At 28.7% G+C, this 21,618-nt stretch carries 20 protein-coding genes and 2 riboswitches; of the genes, 17 read left to right on the forward strand and 3 right to left on the reverse strand.

Going from position 1 to position 21,618, the window contains the following annotated elements; translation table 11 throughout:
- The first annotated feature begins 62 nt into the window (after positions 1 to 62).
- From LLF98_RS05285 to pepT, 6 genes are all read left to right on the forward strand, one after another.
- On the forward strand, positions 63 to 920 hold the full coding sequence (locus LLF98_RS05285) for a S66 peptidase family protein (RefSeq protein ID WP_291701584.1): 858 nt from the start codon (positions 63 to 65) through the stop codon (positions 918 to 920).
- 130 nt (positions 921 to 1,050) lie between these two features.
- Positions 1,051 to 2,790 (forward strand): FapA family protein, encoded by a 1,740-nt coding sequence (locus LLF98_RS05290; protein ID WP_291701586.1) that lies wholly within the window; start codon positions 1,051 to 1,053, stop codon positions 2,788 to 2,790.
- Between the two features lie 211 nt (positions 2,791 to 3,001).
- A riboswitch (purine riboswitch) is annotated at positions 3,002 to 3,103 on the forward strand.
- Between the two features lie 152 nt (positions 3,104 to 3,255).
- Entirely contained in the window at positions 3,256 to 4,608 is a 1,353-nt protein-coding gene (locus LLF98_RS05295) for a nucleobase:cation symporter-2 family protein (RefSeq protein ID WP_291701587.1), read from the forward strand.
- Between the two features lie 2 nt (positions 4,609 to 4,610).
- A complete protein-coding gene (locus tag LLF98_RS05300) occupies positions 4,611 to 5,186 on the forward strand; it encodes a xanthine phosphoribosyltransferase (RefSeq protein ID WP_291701589.1) in 576 nt (191 codons plus the stop codon).
- A gap of 440 nt (positions 5,187 to 5,626) precedes the next feature.
- On the forward strand, positions 5,627 to 5,881 hold the full coding sequence (locus LLF98_RS05305; RefSeq protein WP_291701591.1) for a hypothetical protein: 255 nt from the start codon (positions 5,627 to 5,629) through the stop codon (positions 5,879 to 5,881).
- 90 nt (positions 5,882 to 5,971) lie between these two features.
- Complete coding sequence (pepT, locus tag LLF98_RS05310; RefSeq protein WP_291701593.1) at positions 5,972 to 7,189, forward strand: peptidase T; 1,218 nt, start codon at positions 5,972 to 5,974, stop codon at positions 7,187 to 7,189.
- Between the two features lie 263 nt (positions 7,190 to 7,452).
- On the opposite strand, the gene LLF98_RS05315 is transcribed toward pepT, so the two are convergent.
- Together LLF98_RS05315 and LLF98_RS05320 are read right to left on the reverse strand one after the other, a co-directional pair.
- Positions 7,453 to 8,241 carry a hypothetical protein gene (locus tag LLF98_RS05315; protein WP_291701595.1) on the reverse strand — a complete coding sequence of 263 codons (789 nt, stop codon included), beginning with the start codon at positions 8,239 to 8,241 and terminating at the stop codon, positions 7,453 to 7,455.
- Positions 8,242 to 8,815: 574 nt separating this feature from the next.
- Complete coding sequence (locus LLF98_RS05320; protein WP_291701597.1) at positions 8,816 to 9,073, reverse strand: hypothetical protein; 258 nt, start codon at positions 9,071 to 9,073, stop codon at positions 8,816 to 8,818.
- Between the two features lie 261 nt (positions 9,074 to 9,334).
- Between LLF98_RS05320 and LLF98_RS05325 the strand changes: the two genes are divergently transcribed.
- The 5 genes from LLF98_RS05325 to LLF98_RS05345 all read left to right on the forward strand — a co-directional run bounded on the left by LLF98_RS05325 (position 9,335) and on the right by LLF98_RS05345 (position 14,350).
- A complete protein-coding gene (locus LLF98_RS05325; protein WP_291701599.1) occupies positions 9,335 to 11,092 on the forward strand; it encodes a helicase-related protein in 1,758 nt (585 codons plus the stop codon).
- 63 nt (positions 11,093 to 11,155) lie between these two features.
- Positions 11,156 to 11,287 carry a hypothetical protein gene (locus LLF98_RS05330; protein WP_291701601.1) on the forward strand — a complete coding sequence of 44 codons (132 nt, stop codon included), beginning with the start codon at positions 11,156 to 11,158 and terminating at the stop codon, positions 11,285 to 11,287.
- A gap of 543 nt (positions 11,288 to 11,830) precedes the next feature.
- Entirely contained in the window at positions 11,831 to 12,922 is a 1,092-nt protein-coding gene (locus LLF98_RS05335; RefSeq protein ID WP_291701603.1) for a ribose-phosphate pyrophosphokinase, read from the forward strand.
- Positions 12,923 to 13,060: 138 nt separating this feature from the next.
- Entirely contained in the window at positions 13,061 to 13,963 is a 903-nt protein-coding gene (locus LLF98_RS05340; protein WP_291701605.1) for a 3'-5' exoribonuclease YhaM family protein, read from the forward strand.
- Between the two features lie 99 nt (positions 13,964 to 14,062).
- Entirely contained in the window at positions 14,063 to 14,350 is a 288-nt protein-coding gene (locus LLF98_RS05345; RefSeq protein ID WP_291701606.1) for a DUF503 domain-containing protein, read from the forward strand.
- Positions 14,351 to 14,503: 153 nt separating this feature from the next.
- On the opposite strand, the gene LLF98_RS05350 is transcribed toward LLF98_RS05345, so the two are convergent.
- Complete coding sequence (locus LLF98_RS05350) at positions 14,504 to 15,532, reverse strand: 3-deoxy-7-phosphoheptulonate synthase (RefSeq protein WP_291701608.1); 1,029 nt, start codon at positions 15,530 to 15,532, stop codon at positions 14,504 to 14,506.
- A 441-nt stretch (positions 15,533 to 15,973) separates the two neighbouring features.
- Here LLF98_RS05350 and argF point away from each other — a divergent pair, with 441 nt between their 5' ends.
- The 6 genes from argF (at position 15,974) to LLF98_RS05380 (ending at position 21,189) form a co-directional block, all read left to right on the forward strand.
- Positions 15,974 to 16,969 (forward strand): ornithine carbamoyltransferase, encoded by a 996-nt coding sequence (gene argF, locus LLF98_RS05355; protein WP_291701610.1) that lies wholly within the window; start codon positions 15,974 to 15,976, stop codon positions 16,967 to 16,969.
- Positions 16,970 to 17,109: 140 nt separating this feature from the next.
- Entirely contained in the window at positions 17,110 to 17,301 is a 192-nt protein-coding gene (locus LLF98_RS05360) for an SNF2-related protein (RefSeq protein ID WP_291701627.1), read from the forward strand.
- Positions 17,302 to 17,428: 127 nt separating this feature from the next.
- Positions 17,429 to 18,409 (forward strand): D-isomer specific 2-hydroxyacid dehydrogenase family protein, encoded by a 981-nt coding sequence (locus LLF98_RS05365; RefSeq protein WP_291701612.1) that lies wholly within the window; start codon positions 17,429 to 17,431, stop codon positions 18,407 to 18,409.
- 89 nt (positions 18,410 to 18,498) lie between these two features.
- The gene (locus LLF98_RS05370) at positions 18,499 to 19,029 is read left to right on the forward strand and encodes a 2'-5' RNA ligase family protein (RefSeq protein WP_291701614.1); all 531 of its coding nucleotides are present in this window, start codon (positions 18,499 to 18,501) and stop codon (positions 19,027 to 19,029) included.
- Positions 19,030 to 19,038: 9 nt separating this feature from the next.
- On the forward strand, positions 19,039 to 20,079 hold the full coding sequence (locus tag LLF98_RS05375) for a GTP-binding protein (RefSeq protein WP_291701628.1): 1,041 nt from the start codon (positions 19,039 to 19,041) through the stop codon (positions 20,077 to 20,079).
- Between the two features lie 171 nt (positions 20,080 to 20,250).
- Positions 20,251 to 21,189 (forward strand): GTP-binding protein, encoded by a 939-nt coding sequence (locus LLF98_RS05380; protein ID WP_291701615.1) that lies wholly within the window; start codon positions 20,251 to 20,253, stop codon positions 21,187 to 21,189.
- A gap of 140 nt (positions 21,190 to 21,329) precedes the next feature.
- Positions 21,330 to 21,539, forward strand: a riboswitch (cobalamin riboswitch).
- Positions 21,540 to 21,618 lie beyond the last annotated feature (79 nt).

Raw genomic sequence — 21,618 nt, forward strand, 5'->3', positions numbered from 1 at the left:
AAAAATTTCTAAATATAAAATCATATAAGGCATACAAATATTTATACATAAGGAGAAGATTTATGAGCTTATTGAATTATGGAGATAAAGTTGGGATTGTTGCTTGTTCTAATGGTTTAGATGAAAGTAACGTAATAAAGATGAAAGAACTAGAAATTACATTATATTCTATTGGTCTTAAAACTGTATTTAGCGATAAAATTTATAAAAAAATTTCTGCTTTTAATGGAACTGGTGAGGAAAGAGCAAAGGTTATAATGAAATTTTTTAAGGATTCTAGTATTAAAGCTATATTTGATGTATCTGGTGGAGATTTAGCTAATGAAGTTTTGGACTATTTGGATTTTGAAATTATAAAGAATAATCCTAAGCCTTTCTTTGGATATAGTGATTTGTCTGTAATTATAAATTCTTTATATTCAAAAACAGGAATGAAAACTTACCTTTATCAAATAAGAAATTTGATTGAAATTAATAAAAATAAACAAATTGAAGAATTTAAAAATTCGTTTATGAGCAATGGAAATGAAATTTTAACCTTTAATTATGAATGGATACAAGGAAATTCTATGGAAGGAATTGTTGTAGGAGGAAATCTCCGATGTTTCTTAAAACTTTCAGGCACAGAATATGTGCCTGATTTTCAAGATAAAATTATATTTTTAGAAAGTTTAGGTGGAGATGTACCTAAAATGACAACATATTTAACTCAATACAAGCAAATGGGTGTGTTTAAAAAAGTTAAAGGAATAATACTTGGAAGTTATACAGAAATGGAAAGAGAAAAATATTCTCCAAGCATAGTAGAAATAATAAAAAAAGTTGTAAATGATCCAAACATGCCAATTGCTAAAACAAATGAAATTGGTCACGGAAAAGATTCGAAATGTATAATCATTGGAGAAAGAATAAAAATATAACTAAAAAAAGTAATATAGGTTTATTAATTTCAATCAATTAACTACTTGTCCCTTTTAAATGTAAATGCTATATTAAAAAAGAACTAACTTTAACAGATTTGGTGTTATTTTTTATTTGGGGGGGATAATTATGGAACAAGAGGTGGGAGCTAAGGTTGTTAATGGTAAAATAATAGTTATAGATGGTTCACATAAAGAACGTATAACCATAAAAGCTCGTAAAAATATAAAATTATTTATTAATGATAAAGCGTGTGAAATTTATAAGGTGTATGAAGTAACTTCAAGAGATAAAATAACTTATACTTGTGAGAAAACCCAATCTAATAGAGAAGCAAATGTGATTATTTCTGAAGATAAAATGAAAGTATACATAACTGTAGAGTATACACCTAAAATTGAGTATAAATTAAAGGATAGAGAAGCATTTTTAAACTTAGCAATATCTACTGAAATAGTGTCTCAAAAGGAGCCAGAGCATTTCACTATTTTTGAACTAAAGAAAATACTAAAAGAAAAAGGTGTAGTCTACGGAATAAAAGAAGAAGAATTAAAATTAGTATCAAAAGGATCGGTGCAAGAAATTCTCATTGCAGAAGGTAAAGAACCAGTTAAAGATACACCAAGTGAAGTAAAATTATTTTTTACTCCGACTCAAATGATGTTTCCAGACATTGATTCTACCGAGAAAGTTGATTATAAAAATCTATTTAGAATTTCAAATGTTAATGCAGGTGATAAAATTGCAGAAATAATTCCGGAAATTATGGGCGAGGATGGAATTAATGTATTTGGAAACGCAATAAAGAGAGAATATATTAGAAAAATGCCAATTAATATTTCTGATGGATGTAAAGTTGAAGATAATAATATTATAGCTCTCATTGATGGAAAAGCCCATATAGCTAATAGGAATGTTAGTGTTAATCCTGTTTATACTGTAGAGTCTGTAAATATGGAGACGTGCAATATTAAATTTTATGGAGATATAGAGGTTTATAATAGCGTTAATGATAACATGTCTGTTAAAGCAGGTGGGTCTTTAGATGTTAGTCAAAATGTTAATACTTCAAAAGTAGTTACTGGTGGAGAAATAACTATACTCGGAAATGCAATAAATTCACATATTTTATCAGGGCAAATTGATATAAGAAAAAAAGAATATTCAGATGTATTAGTTGAATTTAAAGATATTGTATTAAAGATGATTGATTCTATAAATGAGTTAAACCTTAATAGCTTAAAATTTGAAACTAGTGATTTTATAAGAACCTTGACTGAAAAAAAGTTTAGTGATTTTCAAAAGGTAGCTTTAAATATAGTTTCACTAAATATAAAAAATAAAACAAAGCGTAATAATCTAGTGGATTTTATTAAGGATAAAGTTCTAGGGTATAACATTTTAAAAATGAGTTCTTTTAAAGATTTGTCTACCCTTATGAATATATTAGAAAATGAGATAGATTATTACGACAAAAATATAATAGTCCCATTAAATATAAGAATAGGATATTGCCAGGATTGTGATATAAAGTCTACAGGAAATATTGTAATAGGTGGTAGAGGTGAGTACATATCAAAACTTACTGCAATGAAAGATATACTTTTTACAAAGGCTGATTCTGTTGCAAGAGGAGGAATTTTATCAGCTGGAGAAAATATTAGCGCAGGAATTGTAGGAAGTAAAGCCCACATAACTACGACATTGATAGTACCTAAATATGGAAAGATAAGTGCTGCCTTAGCATTCAAAAATACAATATTTTGCTTTGGAAAAACGAAAATGGTTTTAGAAGAAACTTGTGAAAATATTAATGCATATTTTAATGAAGAAACTAGAAGGATTGAAATTGGTAATTCATCATTGTAAAGCATTATATATAGATCTCCATAGTGAAAATTACACTTATGCATATAGCCTACCGAAATAAGGTACATGCATTTGTTCAAGTTACTTACGATTTTACAAAATCATATCCTCTTATTTCTGGTTTTAGATAAATAAGTAAGATATAAAGGTAACAAATAAATGAATTACCAATTAATTGTTTGTATAAGAATTATACATGTGATATAATTTTGAATGGTTCATACAAAAGACTCGTATATTTCCGATGTTATGGTTGGAAAGTTTCTACCTGCTATCCGTAAATTAGTAGACTACGAGGTAGTGTTTTAATGTTAAGTATTATTTTTAATATATTTATCTACAAATACAACACCTCATTTAATTTTGAGGTGTTGTATTTTGTTTAGGAAAACTTTTCTTGGATAAGTATCTGCAATTTATGTTGTCTATGTATGAGTAAATTTTTGTTTAGGAGACTGATAAAGGATGGTATTAAACAACAAAAAAAACTTTGGTGGAAATTTCGATTCTACTATTAAAGATGAAGGAGAACTTCTTTACGGAATTGATGAAAGACCAAACTTATCAACACAAATTTTATTAGGATTTCAGCATATATTTGCTGCTTTTGGAGGAATTATAGTTGTTCCATTAGTAATTGCAAGTGCACTTGGATTTGATGCGGTTACATCAACAGCACTTATGAGTGCAACAATACTGTCAGCTGGAATAGCAACATTTATTCAATCAAGGGGAATTGGTCCAGTTGGAGCAAGAGTTGCATGTATAATGGGAACAGATTTTACATTTGTAGCACCTTCAATAGCTATTGGAAGTGTTTATGGATTGCCAGGAATTATAGGCGCTACAATACTTGGATCATTTGTAGGAATATTTTTAAGCTTTATAATAAGACCAATAATGAAATTATTTCCACCACTTGTTACAGGCACAGTAATAACCTTGATAGGATTAACTTTACTACCTGTATCAATGGATTGGGCAGCTGGTGGAAGTGGTTCACCTAATTATGGAAACTTAATTAATATTTTAATAGCAATGTTTGTAATGGTTGTTACTTTACTTTTAAACAGATATGGGAAAGGTTTAGTAAGTAGTGCTTCAATATTGATTGGAATGGCAATTGGATATGTTATTTGTATGCTTTTGGGAATGGTTGACTTTTCACCAGTTAATGAAGCAAAATTTTTATCATTCCCTAAGATATTTTCACATGGAGTGAATTTTGATCTAAAATTAGTCCTTCCATTTATTCCAGCTTACTTTGTTGCTACAATTAGCACGGTGGGTTGCCTAAAAGCTATTGGAGAAGTCTCAAAAGTTGAAATGGATGATAAAAGAATTGGAGCTGGAGTATTATCAGATGGTATTGGTAGTATGATTGCTGGTGTTCTTGGAACTTTTCCAAATACATCTTTTAGCCAAAACGTAGGATTAATTCCTTTAACAAAAGTAGCAAGTAAATATGTTGCTATGATGGCAGGTATAATATTAGTTATTTTAGGATTTCTTCCTAAATTTGCAGCCTTAATAAACATAATGCCGCAACCAGTATTAGGTGGTGTTGGAATAGTTATGTTTGGAACAGTTGCAGCATCAGGTATTAAAACTTTAAGTAAAGTTGAATTAAATAATCGTAATTTATTAATAATAGCAACATCCATAGGGCTTGGAGTTGGAATTACATTTCGTCCTGAGTTTATAAGTCAATTTCCAGAGGGATTAAAAATGATTTTCTCATCAGGTATTTCAACTGGAACTATTGTAGCATTAATATTAAACTTAATCTTAAAAGAAGAAAAGAGTGGAGTGGAGTAGTTATGGAAAGTTTACATAAGCGTATATTAGAAGAAGGTAAGGCTTTATCAGAAAATGTATTAAAAGTTGATTCGTTTTTAAATCATCAAGTTGATCCAGAATTAATGTATGAAATTGGTACATATTTTAAAAATTATTTTGAAAATCATAAGGTTACAAAGATATTTACAATTGAAAGTTCAGGCATTGCACCAACTGTAATGACAGCAATGCAAATGAAATTACCTATGGTTACATTAAAAAAGCAAGGCTCAAAAATTTTAAATGACGATGTTTATCAAACAACAGTACACTCATATACAAAAGATCTAAATTATGAATTAACATTATCTAAAAAATACATAAATAAAGATGATAATATATTAATTATAGATGACTTTTTAGCAAATGGAGAAGCAGCATTTGGGGCAGCACGTTTAGTAGAAGAAGCTGGAGCAACTGTTGCGGGAATAGGCATTGTAATAGAAAAATCATTTCAAAAAGGTCCACAAATGCTAAAGGATAAAGGCTATGATGTTTATTCATTAGCAAGAATAGCTAAATTATCAAAGGATAACATAGAATTTGTAAAGCTATGAGAAATAGATAAATTTAAAGTAGGAAATGAAATTAAAATTTCTTAGAAGTACAACACTTTATTTTATCCAGTGCTTTTAGCTAAAGTTTTTTTATTCATATCAATTGTTAAATTGCTAAGAAGTACTGGGTAGAACATAGAGTGCAGCGAGATTTTTTTAAAAATTGAATAATGATGTATTAGAATATCATATTATTCAGAAATGAATTTGTGGTATTTTTTTTGTGCAATTCTAAAAAAATTACTAATGTAGAAGTGACGTAGTAATTGATAAAAATTAATCTTTAGCTAGATGTTATATAGATAGTAAGGATAAGATGATTATTGATTATAATAGAGAAATTGATTTTAGATTGTATGTAAATAAATATTTAAGAAATAATGAATGGTTAGATTCTTTATAAAAGAGGATAAAAAGTTATTAAGGAGGGAAAAATAAAAATGTCACTATATTATAAGTATAAAAAGGAAAGACTAGAAAAGAAGTTTTATGTATCTAAAGATACACTTTCTCTTCTTAGAGGTGCTATGAAGGAGTTTAACAATATAAATTCTATTTTCTTAAAAAGGTCAATTTTAGGATACTTTCAAGAGTTAACAGAGCATATAATTGATATGTGTAAAATTTATTTGGTAATGGCAGATAATTATGTAGATGGATGTTCAGCTATTGAATTAATTTTTTCATGTGCATAAATTTAAATATAATAATAAAAATAAAAATAACTTTTATTAAATGAGATTTCATTTATAAAGATTATATGTAATTAGAAGGAGAGAAAAATAATGAAAGCTTATGAACGTTTATTAAAATATGTTAAGGTACACACTACATCAGATGAAAATTCTGATACACACCCAACAACTATAAGACAATTTGATTTAGCCAATATACTTGTAGAAGAAATGAAGCAGCTTGGAATTCAAGATGTTAGAATGGATGATAATTGCTATGTTTATGGTTATATTCCTGCAACTAAGGGATATGAAGATAAGCCAAGTATAGGACTAATAGCTCATATGGATACTGCACCAGCAGCTAATGGAGATAATGTAAAACCACAGATAATTGAAAATTATGATGGAGGAGATGTTGTTTTAAAAGGAAACAATAGCATTTTATCTGCAGAGAGATTTCCTCACTTAAAAACCTTAAAGGGTAGAACTCTTATTACAACTGATGGAACTTCACTACTTGGTGCTGATGATAAGGCTGGTATTGCTGAAATACTTACAGCATGTGAATTCATAATAAATGAAAAGATTCCTCATGGGAAAATATGTGTGGGATTTACTCCAGATGAAGAAGTAGGACTTGGAGCACATTTTTTTGATGTGAAAAGTTTGGGCGCAGATTTTGCCTATACAATTGATGGTGGCATTGAAGGTGAAATTTCTTATGAAAACTTCAATGCAGCAGCAGCAAAAATAGAAATTAGTGGTGTATCAGTTCACCCAGGCTCTGCAAAGAACATAATGATAAATGCTTTAAATGTAGCCATTGAATTTAATTCAATGTTACCAGCAGCTGAAAAACCAGAATATACAGAAGATTATGAAGGATTTTATTATTTAGAAAAGCTTAGTGGAAATACAGATAATGCAACTATGGAATATATTTTACGTGATCATAATAGTGGAAAACTTGAAGTAAAAAAATCAATGATACAACTTGCAGAAAAGCTTATAAATGAAAAATATGGAGCAGGTACAGTAAAAGCTACAATAAGAGATCAATATAAAAATATGGTAGAACATATAAAACCTTGCTTCCATCTTATAGATAATGCAACAGAAGTTATGAAAGCTTTAAATGTTACACCTGTTATTGAACCAATTCGTGGAGGTACAGATGGCGCAACTTTAAGCTATATGGGATTACCTTGTCCTAACCTTGGAACAGGTGGATTTGCATATCATGGAGAATTTGAACATATCACAGTAGAAGGCATGGAGATTTGCACAAATATTATTGTTGAGATATTGAAAAGGTATGCGCAATAGAAAAAAAGTAATATACGCAGTAGATTATCTAAGAACTTTTCACAATAATTTAATTCTCAATGAAATTAAGGAAAATAAATAAAGGTCAGTTGTAAGAGGGTATGGCTTATTTGAGGGCATAGAACAAGAATCCAGGTGAGGAGTCCCTAAAAGTTACGAGAGTAACGAACTCCCCTGATGATTGTGACTATAGGTTAGTTTAATCTTAAAAACAGACAAAAGTAGATAAAGCGCAGATGGATTGACATCTGAGCTTTACACCTTTATATGCATTTATTTACATCTATTTTTATTGGTTTCCATTCATTATTTTTGTCTTTAACAAACTGCTGAATTTCTGTGTCAGTGCCGTTTGTAAGTTGAAAGAATTCAAATCTATAGTCCTGTGCATCATTACCAGCTACATAAATATTTTTAATATACCAACGTTGCACAGTTGGATATCTCTTTTTTATAAGTTTGCACCAATTTCCATAAACGCCATCCACATAAAGCTCCGCATTATGATTCCATCCGTGATAAGCTGCACATAAAAAATCTTCATTTCTTAAGTCTATATCAGAAATTTTATAATTTCCATTTTCATTTTGTATATATGCATATCCGTAATAATATGAAAAACTTGTATTACCATTAACAGATGGTTCTATTGTTTCTAATTCAATAAAGTACCTATAAGTTCCGTTTGAAATATTTTCATAAGTTACATTGTTAAGTTTTATTAGGTTTATGTGTCCTATATCTTTGAATAAATTAAAATAGGAACTGTAATCTATCTTATTTTTATATTCTGAAGTAAAAAAATTGTATGAGATGGGGTAGGGCATTTTAGCATTTCCAATGCTACCACAGCCTCCTTTTGATATATTCTCAGCCTCTCTTAATATACTAAAATAATTTATTAGTGTATCTTCAGGAGAATTAAACAGTAAGTCAGGTAAAATAATTTTATTGTAGTTTTCATTTGAATACTTATCAAAAAACTCAAAATCAAAATTTCTATTATTTAATGAGGGCATAGGTGAAGGTCTGAAATATTGTTCATTATTCAATTTAAGTATACTCCGTATTAATATTGCTTAAGGGTATTATATTCTATTTTAAAAAGTTCTCCACAACTTTGAGATGTTAGTAAATTATAAGAGTACTTATGCGAAGAATGAAACTATAGTAAAATGACTATATCAACAATTAAGTCCACCAAAATATATTTAATCTTTTTTTAAACTAAATATTTTTAAGAAGAAAAATACTTTTAAATTTATATATTTTACAATATAAATATATAAATATGTAAAAAGAAAACTATATAAATATATAACTATATAACTATTTATAGGAAACATCAGGGTTACAGAGAATTTATAATTAATATTCACTATACTAGAAAAAATTTTATTCGATAACTAACTGCTACTGATACACCATCTCTTTAGGTTTGGATAAGTGACAGTTAGCTAATGGATATTAATACCTTGAGATTTATAGGTTCAACCAAAATTCAGATGTGGACCCAACCCCCAACTGAATTAAGTTTCATTTGATTTTAAAAATTAAGAATCATATTATGATTAAACTAAAATAGTCTGAGAGGTTCCTAAATTGCGTGTTTAAGAACCTCTCAGATTATTTTTCCCTACTTGATAAATAATTTTTGTGTATAGCATCAAAGAAAAAATTGGTAATTTCTTCATTGACTTTATCATTGTATGTAGAGGTAATATTACTTTCGTTAGTATTAAAAGGAGGAAGTGATTTATTTACTTCTACTTTTTTTGCAGGTTCAAAAGGTATTATATTTGAATCATTTATTAAGATGTTTTCACCTTCCTTTATGATAGAATGTCTTATTCCATGTATATATTTTAAGTACATAACTTCCATAAATAACACCACCTTTATATCATTGACACTAATTTTTCGATAAATGCAAAATTTATTGATTATTTAATATATGAATTTAATTTATTATATATTACATAATGATGTAGAGAATTTTTGTTTAGTAAAATAAGAGTATGGTATAATTTTCATGTAATTTATATAAAATAAGTATTGATGGAATAATGATTAAAAGATTAAATATGTAAGGAAATATGAAGATCATAAGTAAAAAATAGACGTTTAGTATATGGAGTGGAATAAATGAAAAATAATGCAGCACAAAGAGATTTTAAAAAATACAAAAGTCAAATAAATCAAATAGAAGAAATAGTTGAACATTCAAAGCCAGGGGCACTTATAGAACATGAAAGCTCAATAAGAAAGAAACTTAAAAAGCTTAAAGACTTGGAAGATCAAAGTCTAAAAGATTTTAATGAGGTATGCGAGAGATATGAAGAGATATTAGAAAATGTCTCAAAGAGAATGCTTGATGATTATAATAAGAAAAATGATACTGAATTTGATTTTTATGAAGTCGTACGTGGAAATTACAATAATTATTTAAATCAAGGAATAATGACAATACTTACAAAACAACATATACCTAAATTAATTGCAAAAGAATTTGAAGAGAACTTTCCAAGTAATCCAAAGGATGAATATCTTAAAGCTAGACATATGAAGAGAAAGTTCTATATACATTTAGGTGATACCAATACTGGTAAAACTTATAACGCAATCGAAAGGCTTAAAACTGCAAAGAAGGGCGTGTATTTATCACCACTTAGAATTCTTGCTTTAGAAAATTTTGAAAAGCTTAATAAAGAGGGCGTAATCTGTGATCTTTCAACTGGGGAAGAAGAAATAATAAATGTGGGAGCTACTCATACTTCATGCACTATAGAAAAAGTTAACTTAAAAGAGCATTATGATATAGCTGTAATTGACGAAATTCAAATGATTAGAGATCCATTTCGTGGAATGGCCTGGAGCAAAGCAGTACTCGGTCTTCAATGTGATGAAATACATATATGTGGAGCAGCTAATGCAAAATTTATATTAGAGACAATAATAAGTGACTGTAAAGATGAATATGAAATAAAAGAATATAAAAGAGATATCCCATTAGAAGTTGAATATAAAAACTTTAGTTATAATGATACTAAAGAAGGAGATGCTATTGTAGTATTTTCTAAAAAGAGAGTACTAGAGATAGCGCAAGATTATTCTAGTAAAGGTATTAAAGCAAGTATAATATATGGAGATTTACCACCAGAAGTTAGGAAAATGCAATATGAGCAATTTGTAAATAAAGAGACAAAGATACTAGTAACTACTGATGCAATCGGAATGGGAGTTAATTTACCAATTAGAAGAATTATTTTTATGAGTATAAGAAAATTTGATGGAGAAGAAGTACGAGAATTAACTTCACAAGAAATTAAACAGGTTGGAGGACGTGCAGGAAGAATTGGTATTTATAACACTGGATATATTGCAAGTGTAGGCGGAAATGCAGATATAATTAAATCTAAACTAGAAGCTAAAGATCAAATTATAAGAGAAGCTGTTATTGGACCGTCAGAGGCAATACTTAAAATTAGAAGCTTACCTTTAAATGAAAAGCTTGCCCTTTGGAGCACTCGTGAAGAAAAATTAGATTACTATACAAAAATGGATATTAGTGAATATATTGTGATTTTAGATAAAATAAGAAAATATAAACTTAATGAAGAAATACAGTGGGATTTATTAAAAGTTCCTTTTGATGTGACAAGAGATGAATTAATGAATACATTTTTAGATTATGTAGATGAGTTATTTGTTAATAAACAAAATGAATTATTTATTCCACAGTGCTATAATGGCAATTTAGATGATTTAGAAATTTATTATCAAAAGATAAATATGTATTACTCATTTTCTAAAATATTCAATTTAAAAATGGATGTAAAATGGGTTTATCAGGAAAGAATGAAGGTAAGTGAAGAGATAAATGAGATACTTTTGAGAATGTAGGTATATGATTTTTATATTGATCAAATAAGGAGGGTGAGTTAATTACACAATGTGTAGCTACCAATGCTTTATTATGGATTAGATAGAAAAACGAGAATAAATAAAGCTAGAGAGCTTTCACAATTAGTAGAAATGGAAGATAGATTGACTCATCTACCCAATGAATTATCAGGTGGAGAATTGTATTCATATTAAGAAAATTCTCACTAAAACTAAAAATCACTTTATAAAGTAAAGTTGCAAAAAAATGAAAAGATATACCTCAATAGAATTATAATATTATTATGAAATTTTTTTTAAATTTGAAATAATATATTTATATATTTATAATTTTAATGTATAATTTAATTGTTTGAGTTTTTTTGTAAAACTTTTTAGGCGGAGTTTTATCCGATAGCTATCATCCGTAACACTCCTATATATAGAAACTCCTCTTCCTAAAATTTGAGGAGTAAGCGATTCACACTAAATCATAGATTTAGGTTCTCTGCTTAAGTTGGAGATAACGGCTGCACGCTCCTGGATAAGTTCTTCTAAGCTTCAGGTGGAAAATTGTATTATTATTAAGAGAACTCTATCTGAAATTAAGAATCACTTTATACTCCGGCTGAGCTTAGTTTAACTTGTACCCTCAAGGGGGAGCTTATCTAGAGTCGTTCAGTTCTAACATCACCATCTAAAGTGGAAGTGTTATAACCAATAGACATGTGATAAAATAATTGAAAAAGGGGAAAACAAATGAGTGAATTAAATCATGAACTTGGAATAATAGCATTAGAAAGCTGTGCAGAATTAGGTAATTCTATAGACAAGTATATTCAAAACAACAGAAATTGTACTGCATCATTCTTAATACCAATTGATGAAATAAGATTTTCAAATGGAGAAGGAAAGGTTAAGATTTCTGAAACTGTTAGAGGAAAAGATATTTACATTTTATGTGATGTTGGAAATTATAGCTGTACATACAAAATGTTTGGAATTGAAAATCACAAAGGTCCTGATGAACATTTTCAAGATATAAAGAGAACTGTTGCAGCAATAAGAGGTAAGGCAGCAAGAATAACTGTAATAATGCCTCTTTTATATGAATCAAGGCAACATAGACGTAAGGGTAGAGAATCTTTAGACTGTGCACTAGCACTTCAAGAACTTGAAAGATTAGGCGTTGATGAAATTATTACTTTTGATGTTCACGACCCTAATATTCAAAATGCGATTCCTTTGTTATCTTTTGAAAATATCTATCCAACTTATGATATTGTAAAAGCAATTGTATCGAATGAAAAATCCTTAGAATTAGATAAGGAAAAGTTACTTGTAATAAGTCCTGATACTGGAGCTATGGATAGAGCAATTTATTATTCAAGCACTTTAGGCGTTGATGTTGGTTTATTCTACAAGAGAAGAGACCATTCTACAATTATTGATGGAAAAAATCCTATTGTTCAACATGAATATATGGGAAGAGAGGTTTACGGAAAAGATGTTTTAATTGTTGATGATATGATAGCATCTGGAGAGTCTGTTCTTGATATTGCAAAAGAATTAAAGAAAATAGGTGTTAAGAATGTATATGTTGCTGCAACCTTTGCTTTCTTTACAGAAGGATTTGAAAAATTTAATAAAGCTTATGAAGAAGGTTTAATAGCAAGAATATATTCTACTAACTTAACATATATCCCAGAAGTCCTACAAGATACAGAATGGTTTAAGAGTGCTGACTTGTCAGAACTTTTAGCTAGAATCATAAATAGATTAAATCATGGTAGGTCTATTGCTAAATATCTAGATGCAACTAGAATAATACATAGTTTACTAAGCAAATAGTATAAATCACAAAAAAAGCAGGAGTTATGCAAGTAGCTCCTGTTTTTTTGTTTACTAAAAATAATTTTTTTACACATACTATATTTTAGAAATTAGATTTAATACATACACAAGAAAATAATTAATTTGGAGGAATATATGGGTAAAAAAGACAATTTTTTAAGTGATATAAAAAGTGGAAAGAATATAAAAATATCATTAATGGTAATGAAAATAATATTTAAAGATACCGAAAAAATGGTATGTATATTAGCAGATAAAAGTGGAGAAATAAAGGCTAATATACCAAGTAAAGATGGTGATATTAAAGAAGGCAGAGTAATGGAGATTGAAGGAATTAAAGATGGTAAGCTGGATGTTAAAAAATATGAATTTATTTCAGATTATGAGATCTCAGATTATCTTCCAACCTTAAATAGGCCAATTGAAGAGATTATGGAGGAAATTGAAGTTTATACAAATAAATATATAATTTCAAGAGAGGGCAAAGCTTTAAATGATTATTTCTTCAATGATGAGGAGTTTTTAGATAAATTTAAAAGGGGCATAGGTGGTGTATCTATGCATCATAATTATATAGGAGGACTTGCAGAACATACTTTAAATGTTATGTATTTAACTATAATGCTTTGTGAAAGGTATGATTGCAGAAAAATAGAAAGTGCCGTGCTTGGTGCAAAGCTTCATGATATTGGGAAGATTTATGAATTATATTACGATGGTCCTTTTAAATATACACTTAGAGGAGAAATGGAAGGGCATATTGTTATTGGAACAGAGCTAATAGATAAAGCTATTAATGAAGAACCTTCATTTTACAGTGAGGATTTTGTTATGAGAATAAAAGGATGCATAGTTCAACATCATGGAAAGCTTGAATATGGTTCTCCAAGAGAAATGAAAATGGAGGAATCATTTATAGTTAATTATGCTGATTCCATAGACGCTACTATGAACAAGATTTCTCAAATAAAGGATAAAACAGAACCTGGTAACTGGTCAGAATATGATAGAAGAATTGAAACTAAGTTATATTTATAGCTAAGGGGTATTAAAAAAATAAAAAATCATCAGTAATATAAAGTCTATTTTGTTTTATAATACGTTAGTTTATTCATCAATAGAGAATGTGAGGTATATATGAATATTTTACTTATGGAAGTTACCCTAAGAGCATCATGGGTACATTCTTTAAAGGAAAAAAGAATGGTTGTAAAAAGTATAGTTCAAAAATTAAAAAATAAGTTTAACATATCAGTAGCAGAAATAGAGAATCAAGATATTCATAACACAATAGTTATAGGAATAGCAGCAATATGTGCTAATTCAGCACAATCAGATTCTACAATGGAGCATATTATAACTTTTATAGAATGTAATACTGATGCAGAAATAATTGATATTCAAAAAGAAGATATCAGAAATTAAAAAATGCACTTATGGGTGTAACCAATCGAAATAATTATGCTAATTAAAAATACCAAGTCAATATGTTATATACATACTGACGTGGTATTTTAGTATTTATAAAAGCCGGTTGGTGTTTCTTCCTTTACATTTAACTATTAATTGTTAACTGAATTAAACTTGTTCAGCCATGTAATAAAGTAACTTTTCAGTAGCTTCCCAGCCTAAGCAAGGGTCAGTAATTGATTTACCATAAATATGGTCATCAATTTTTTGTGTTCCTTCTTCTATATAGCTTTCAATCATAATACCCTTAACTAACTTTTTAATATCATTATTATACTCTCTGCTATGAAGTACTTCTTTTACTATACGAGGTTGCTCTGAAAATTTCTTCATAGAATTAGCATGATTTGCATCAACAATTACTGCTGGATATGGGAAATCAGTTTCGCCATAAGCTTCAGCAACTCTTACTAAATCCTCATAATGATAATTAGGGATATTGTTGCCATGTTTATTTACTGATCCACGCATAATAGCATGCGCATATGGATTACCAGTTGTATTCACTTCATTATGTCTATATAAGAAGTTATGTTTTGCATGTGCTGCTTGAATTGAATTGAACATTACTGATATATCACCACTTGTTGGATTTTTCATACCAACAGGAACATCAATTCCACTAGCTGTAAGTCTATGTTGTTGATTTTCAACACTTCTTGCCCCAACAGCTACATAAGATAATAAATCATCGCAGTACATGTAATTTGAAGGATAAAGCATTTCATCACCTGGAGTAAGATGAGATTCTTCTATTGAACGAATAAACATCTTTCTAATAGCTATTAATCCCTCAAGGATATTAGGTGATTTTTCTGGATCTGGTTGATGAAACATTCCCTTATATCCTTCACCAGTAGTTCTAGGCTTATTTGTATAAATTCTAGGAACAATAAAAAGTTTATCCTTAACCTGTTCATTTACCTTTGCTAGTCTACTAACATAATCACAAACTGAATTCTCATCATCTGCTGAGCAAGGCCCGATAATAACAATGAATTTGTCACTATTTCCAGCAAATATTTCTTTGATTTCTGAATCTCTTTCAGCTTTAATCTTTTGGAGATTATCTGCTAGAGGAGTAATATTTTTAATTTCCTCTGGAGATGGTATTTTTCGTACATTAATAAAACTCATTATAAAAGCCCCCTAAATTTATGTAATATAAATCTAAAATGAAAATTACACCTATCCATACACCCCATAAAAATAAAGGTATAAGCGTAATTAAGAATTTAGATATCTATATAACTATATAATTATTGTAAAAACTAGTCAAGTTTCAATAAAATTAAAATAAAAAAACTTAGCTTAATAAAAATATATAGAGCTTGCACTGAGCAAGCCCTAAGTAACTAATTATTTCTAATATAGCTTCAACATCATCTTTAATTATATAAGTTGTTGCTGCCAATTGCATATGAAAGTCATTTTGTTAAAGTTTAATTATAACATTATATTTAGAAAATAAAAATATAATGTTATAATTAAATAAATAGCGATAAATAATAATTTAACGTTGCATAATTAAATTACTAATAAAACAAAAATAATTAATAAATGAAAAGGGGAATAACGATGTCATTAAATTTAAGAGGAAGAAGTTTTTTAAAATTATTAGATTTTACACCAGAAGAAATTAGATATTTATTAGATTTATCTAAGGAATTAAAAACATTAAAAAGAACTGGGGTACCTCATGATAGATTAAGAGGTAAGAATATAGTTTTATTATTTGAAAAGACATCAACAAGAACAAGGTGTTCCTTTGAAGTAGCTGGAAGTGATTTAGGTCTTGGAGTTACATATTTAGATGCAGCAGGCTCTCAAATGGGTAAAAAGGAAAGCGTTGCTGACACTGCAAGAGTTCTTGGAAGAATGTATGATGGTATTGAATATAGAGGCTTTAGCCAAGAAATAGTTGAAGAATTAGCTAAATATGCAGGAGTTCCTGTTTGGAATGGATTAACAGATGAATTCCATCCAACTCAAATGATTGCAGATCTTTTAACCATAGAAGAAAAGTTTGGAAGATTAAAAGGCATTAACTTTGTTTATATGGGTGATGCAAGAAATAATATGGGGAATTCATTAATGGTAGCTTGTGCAAAAATGGGACTTAATTTTACAGCTTGTGCGCCAAAAGAATTATTCCCAGCTGAAGAATTAGTATCAAAATGTAGAGAAATTGCAAAAATTAGTGGCGCTAGTATTAAATTAACAGAAGATGTTAAAGAAGGCACTAAGAATGCAGATGTAATTTACACAGATGTTTGGGTATCAATGGGTGAACCAGATGAAGTTTGGGAAAGTAGATTAAAACTACTACATCCATATCAAGTAAATAAGTCAGTTATGGAAAATGCAAATATCGACGCAATCTTTATGCATTGTTTACCAGCTTATCACGATTTAAAAACTAAAGTTGGTAAAGATGTTGGAGAAAAATTTGGATTAACTGAAATAGAAGTTACTGATGAGGTATTCGAAGGAAAGCAATCAGTAGTATTCGATGAAGCAGAAAATCGTATGCACTCTATTAAGGCAATAATAATGGCGACAATTGGAGCATAGAAGTTATTAAAGATTGCTTGTAAGTAAACACTTGGATCAAATTATCGTTGAATATATGAATAAAGATATAAACTATTCAGCGGACAATTAAAATATTGAAATAGACTTGTTACAAAGTTAAATGACAGGTCTATTTTTTTATAGCTCAAAGCACAAAGAGTGTTAAAAATATTAATGCAAAAAGCAAATTTGTATTAACAGGAACACTTATTGAAAATAATTTAATTGAATTATGGAGTATTTTTGATTTTATCATGCTAAATCACCTATATAATACAACAACATTTAAGAAAAAATTTATTATTATAGAAAGATTTGAAACAATTATCTAAATTTTAAATATGAGATATCAATAGATAAGTTAAAGAAAATCCACCCATGACACTTAAAATGTCATAGGTGGAGTTATAGAATATTATAATAAACATAAATTAAATATTTTAGATAGAAGGTATAGAAATGAGAATTTTAGCTTATAGTAATAGAAAAGACGAAACAGAATTTTTTGAGGAATTTAGCAAAAAATATAGTGTAGAAATTGTATTAACTGAAAAAGAACCCAATATGGAAAGTGCGGAATTAGCTAAAGGATTTGATTGCATAAGTATAATTACAACAATTATAAATGCTGAATTAATAGAAAAATTTCATGAACTAGGAGTCAAATTTATATCAACAAGAACTATTGGATATGATCATATAGATTTACAAGTGGCTAAAAATCTTGGAGTTCATGTTGGAAATGCAACGTATTCTCCAAATAGTGTAGCTGATTATGCAATTATGATGATGCTTATGGCAACTAGAAAAATGAAGCTTATTATGGAACGTAGTAATACTCAAGATTATTCTTTAATTGGAGTTCAAGGAAAAGAATTACCTAATTTAACTGTTGGAGTTATTGGGACAGGCAGAATAGGAAAGACTGTTATTAAACATCTTTCAGGCTTTGGATGTGAAATATTAGCTCAGGATATATATGAACAAGAAGAAGTTAAAAGTTATGGTAAATATGTTGATTTAGAATATCTATTCAAAAATAGTGATATCATAACCTTGCATATGCCAGCTACAGAGGACAATTATCATATGATAAATAAAGAGTCTTTGAATAAAATGAAGGATGGAGTTTTTGTTATAAATACAGCAAGAGGATCTCTCATTAATATAGATGACTTTATTGAAGCAATTGAAAATGGGAAAATCGCTGGAGCAGCTTTAGATGTAATAGAGCATGAAGCAGGTCTTTATTACAATGATTTAAAAGGTGAAATATTAAGTAATAAAGATTTGGCAATATTAAAATCTTTTCCCAATGTAATTATAACTCCACACACAGCATTTTATACAAACCAAGCAGTTAGTGATATGGTTGAAAATTCAATAAAAAGTTGCATCTTATTCGAGAAAAATAAGGACAATCCTTGGATGATAATATAGAAGAATGAAAAAAGGATTGTACAATAGAGAACATTTAAAATAATTTATGTAAATATGTAAAAACTCTAATTTGAGAAGGGAGAAGAATTATGAGATATGTAGTAGTCTGTGTGGTGAATGGGGAAGCTGGAGATTTTAATAATAATTTAAGAAAAGAGCTTTTAGAAAAGTTAAGTGCAAAATCATCAAAGTTACCGGCTCATTTTACTATTAATTCACCTTTTGAATATAAGGGAGAAATTACTGAGCTAAATAATGTTCTTGAAGCTTTTAGTAAGAATGTAAAAGCTGAGTCTTATATGATAGATGGTTATGATCATTTTGATGATAGGGTAGTTTATATGAAGGTAAATATGTCTCCAGAAGCTAAAGATGTTCATGATAGGTTAATTGATATGATGAGCACAGTACCTTACATTGAATTTGAAGAGAAAGATGGAAAAGATAAAATATTTCATGTAACTTTAGCGTCAAAAAGGTTAAGGCCTTTATATCATAAGGTATGGGAATATGTTCACCAATATCCTTGTGAATTTAAATGTTATTTTGATAATGTTACGATTTTTAAATGGAAAGAAGAAACTTGGAAAGTGTATAGGGAGTTTAAGTTTAAAGGCTAATAACAAAATATAATTGTTAACTCAGGATTCCTTGGAGCAGGAAAAACTACATTAATTAAGAAGTTAATACAAGAAGCTTTTGAAGGTGAAAAGCTTATGTTAATTGAAAATGAATTTGGTGAAATAGGAATCGATGGAGGTTTTTTAAACAATTCAGGAGTTGAAATTACTGAAATGAATTCAGGATGTATTTGTTGTTCTTTAGTTGGTGATTTTGGAACTGCTCTTAAAGATGCATTAACTAAGTATTCACCAGAACGTATCATAATAGAACCATCAGGAGTAGGAAAATTATCTGATGTAATTAAAGCTGTAGAAAACATACAGCACGAGGTTTATATTACACTTAACAGCTCAGCTACAGTAGTTGATGCTACAAAATGTAAAATGTATATGGATAACTTTGGAGAATTCTTTAATAATCAAATTGAAAGCGCAAATACTATTATTTTAAGTCGTTCACAAAAACTTTCAGAGGAAAAATTAGAGTTATGTGTATCTCAAATAAGAGAACATAACAACAAAGCCACCATAATAACTACAAATTGGGATGAGATTGAGGGTAAACAAATTCTTTTCGCAATGGAAAATGAAAATTCACTTGAAAAAGAACTTTTATCTGAAGAAAAAGAACATCATGACCATGAATGTTCTTGTGGATACAATCAAGAACAATATCATCATGATGATAAGTGCTGTGACCATGATCATGAACATCACCATCATGACCACGAATGCTCTTGTGACCATGATCATGAACAACATCATCATGCAGATGAAGTATTTACAAGCTGGGGCGTTGAAACACCTAAAAAGTATTCTAAATCAGAAATAAATGATATACTAAAGGCTTTAGCAGAATCTTCAGATTATGGAGTTATTTTGCGTGCTAAGGGGATAGTACCTTGCCTAGACGGTGGATGGATTAATTTTGATTTAGTTCCAGGTGAATATGAAGTACGTGTTGGTGTACCTGATTACACTGGAAGATTATGTGTTATAGGTACAAATCTTAATAGAAATAAAATAGAACAATTATTTCACATATAGATACCCAAGGTGAAAACTATACTTAAGTGTATAACCCACGGAAATAAGGAGCATGCTTCTGTTCCTTTATTTCTGCCTATGAACATGCATTCAAAGTATAAGTATAACTTAGAATTTGGATATCTGTATGTCTAATACTGATAACAATTAAAAGAAAGAAGGAATGAAATCATGGCACATGTACCAATTTTTTTGATTACTGGTTTTCTAGAGGGTGGTAAAACCACCTTCATTAAAGAAATATTTAATGATCTAGAATTTGCTGAAGGAGAAAAGATCACTTTAATTGTTTGTGAAAATGGTATAGAACAATATGAAAATAATCTTTTAACAGAAAATAATGTGACATTAGTACATATTAATAGTAAAGAAGAACTAACTGAGTCTTTTTTTATAGAATGTAATAAAGAATATAAACCAACAAAAGTTATAATAGAATACAATGGTATGTGGGAATATGATATTATAGATAATTTAGAATTCCCAAAAGAATGGGAAATAGCTCAAGTTATAACACCTATTGATGGCTCTACTTTTGAGGGATATATGAATAACATGAAATCGTTGTTAGTAGAACAATTTAATGATTCTGATTTAATTATAATTAATCGTTGCAATGAAAAGACAGATAAATTGAAATTTAGAAATAGTGTAAAAGCTGTTAATACAAAAGCAAATATAATTTTTGAATTAGAAAATGGTGAGATTGATGATAGACCATTGGAGTTGCCATTTGATATAAATGCTGATGTAATTGAATTTGAAGATTATGATTTTGGTATATGGTATTTAGATGCAATAGAATCACCAGAAAAATATGAAGGCAAAAGTATAAAAATGAAAGGAATTGCAAACACAAATCCTAAATATCCCAAAAATATTTTTGCTTTTGGTAGAAATGCTATGACTTGTTGCGAAAATGATATTTCTTTCTTAGGACTTTTATGTCAAAGTGATGAATCTATTAAACTTAATGGCAAGGAATGGATTGAAATAGAAGGAGTTATTAATAAAAAATTTATACAGCAGGAACAACGGGAGATTCCATTCATAGCTGTTAAAAATTATAAATTAGTAGATAAAATTGAAGAGGATTTAATTTATTTTTAGTATATAAAGGAAAACAGTGAAATTGAATTTATATGAAATCAAATTGAGAATAAAGTTCATGAGCTTAATTAAAATATTTAAATTGATTTTCGTGGTAAATAATATTATGGTATAGTAGAATAATATGAATAAAAAATAAAATTTAATAATAAAATATGGGTTTAATCAATTGGTATGTAATTTATATATTTAGAAGTGATTAATTAAAAGGGAAGCAGGTGAGATTCCTGAACTATCCCGTAGCTGTATTAGAGGAGTTTAAGTACATTGTGTGTCACTTGGAAACAGGGAAGGCGTACTTAAATAATGATTCTTAAGTCAGAAGACCTGCCTGTATTTTGCACTGACAACTCTACGAGTGATGGAGGGGGCGTTTTAATGAGGATTTATTTACTGATTTTATATAAGTCAGTATGTTTGATTATTATG

It is taken from the genome of Clostridium sp., from assembly GCF_021372645.1.
GTDB lineage: Bacteria > Bacillota > Clostridia > Clostridiales > Clostridiaceae > Clostridium.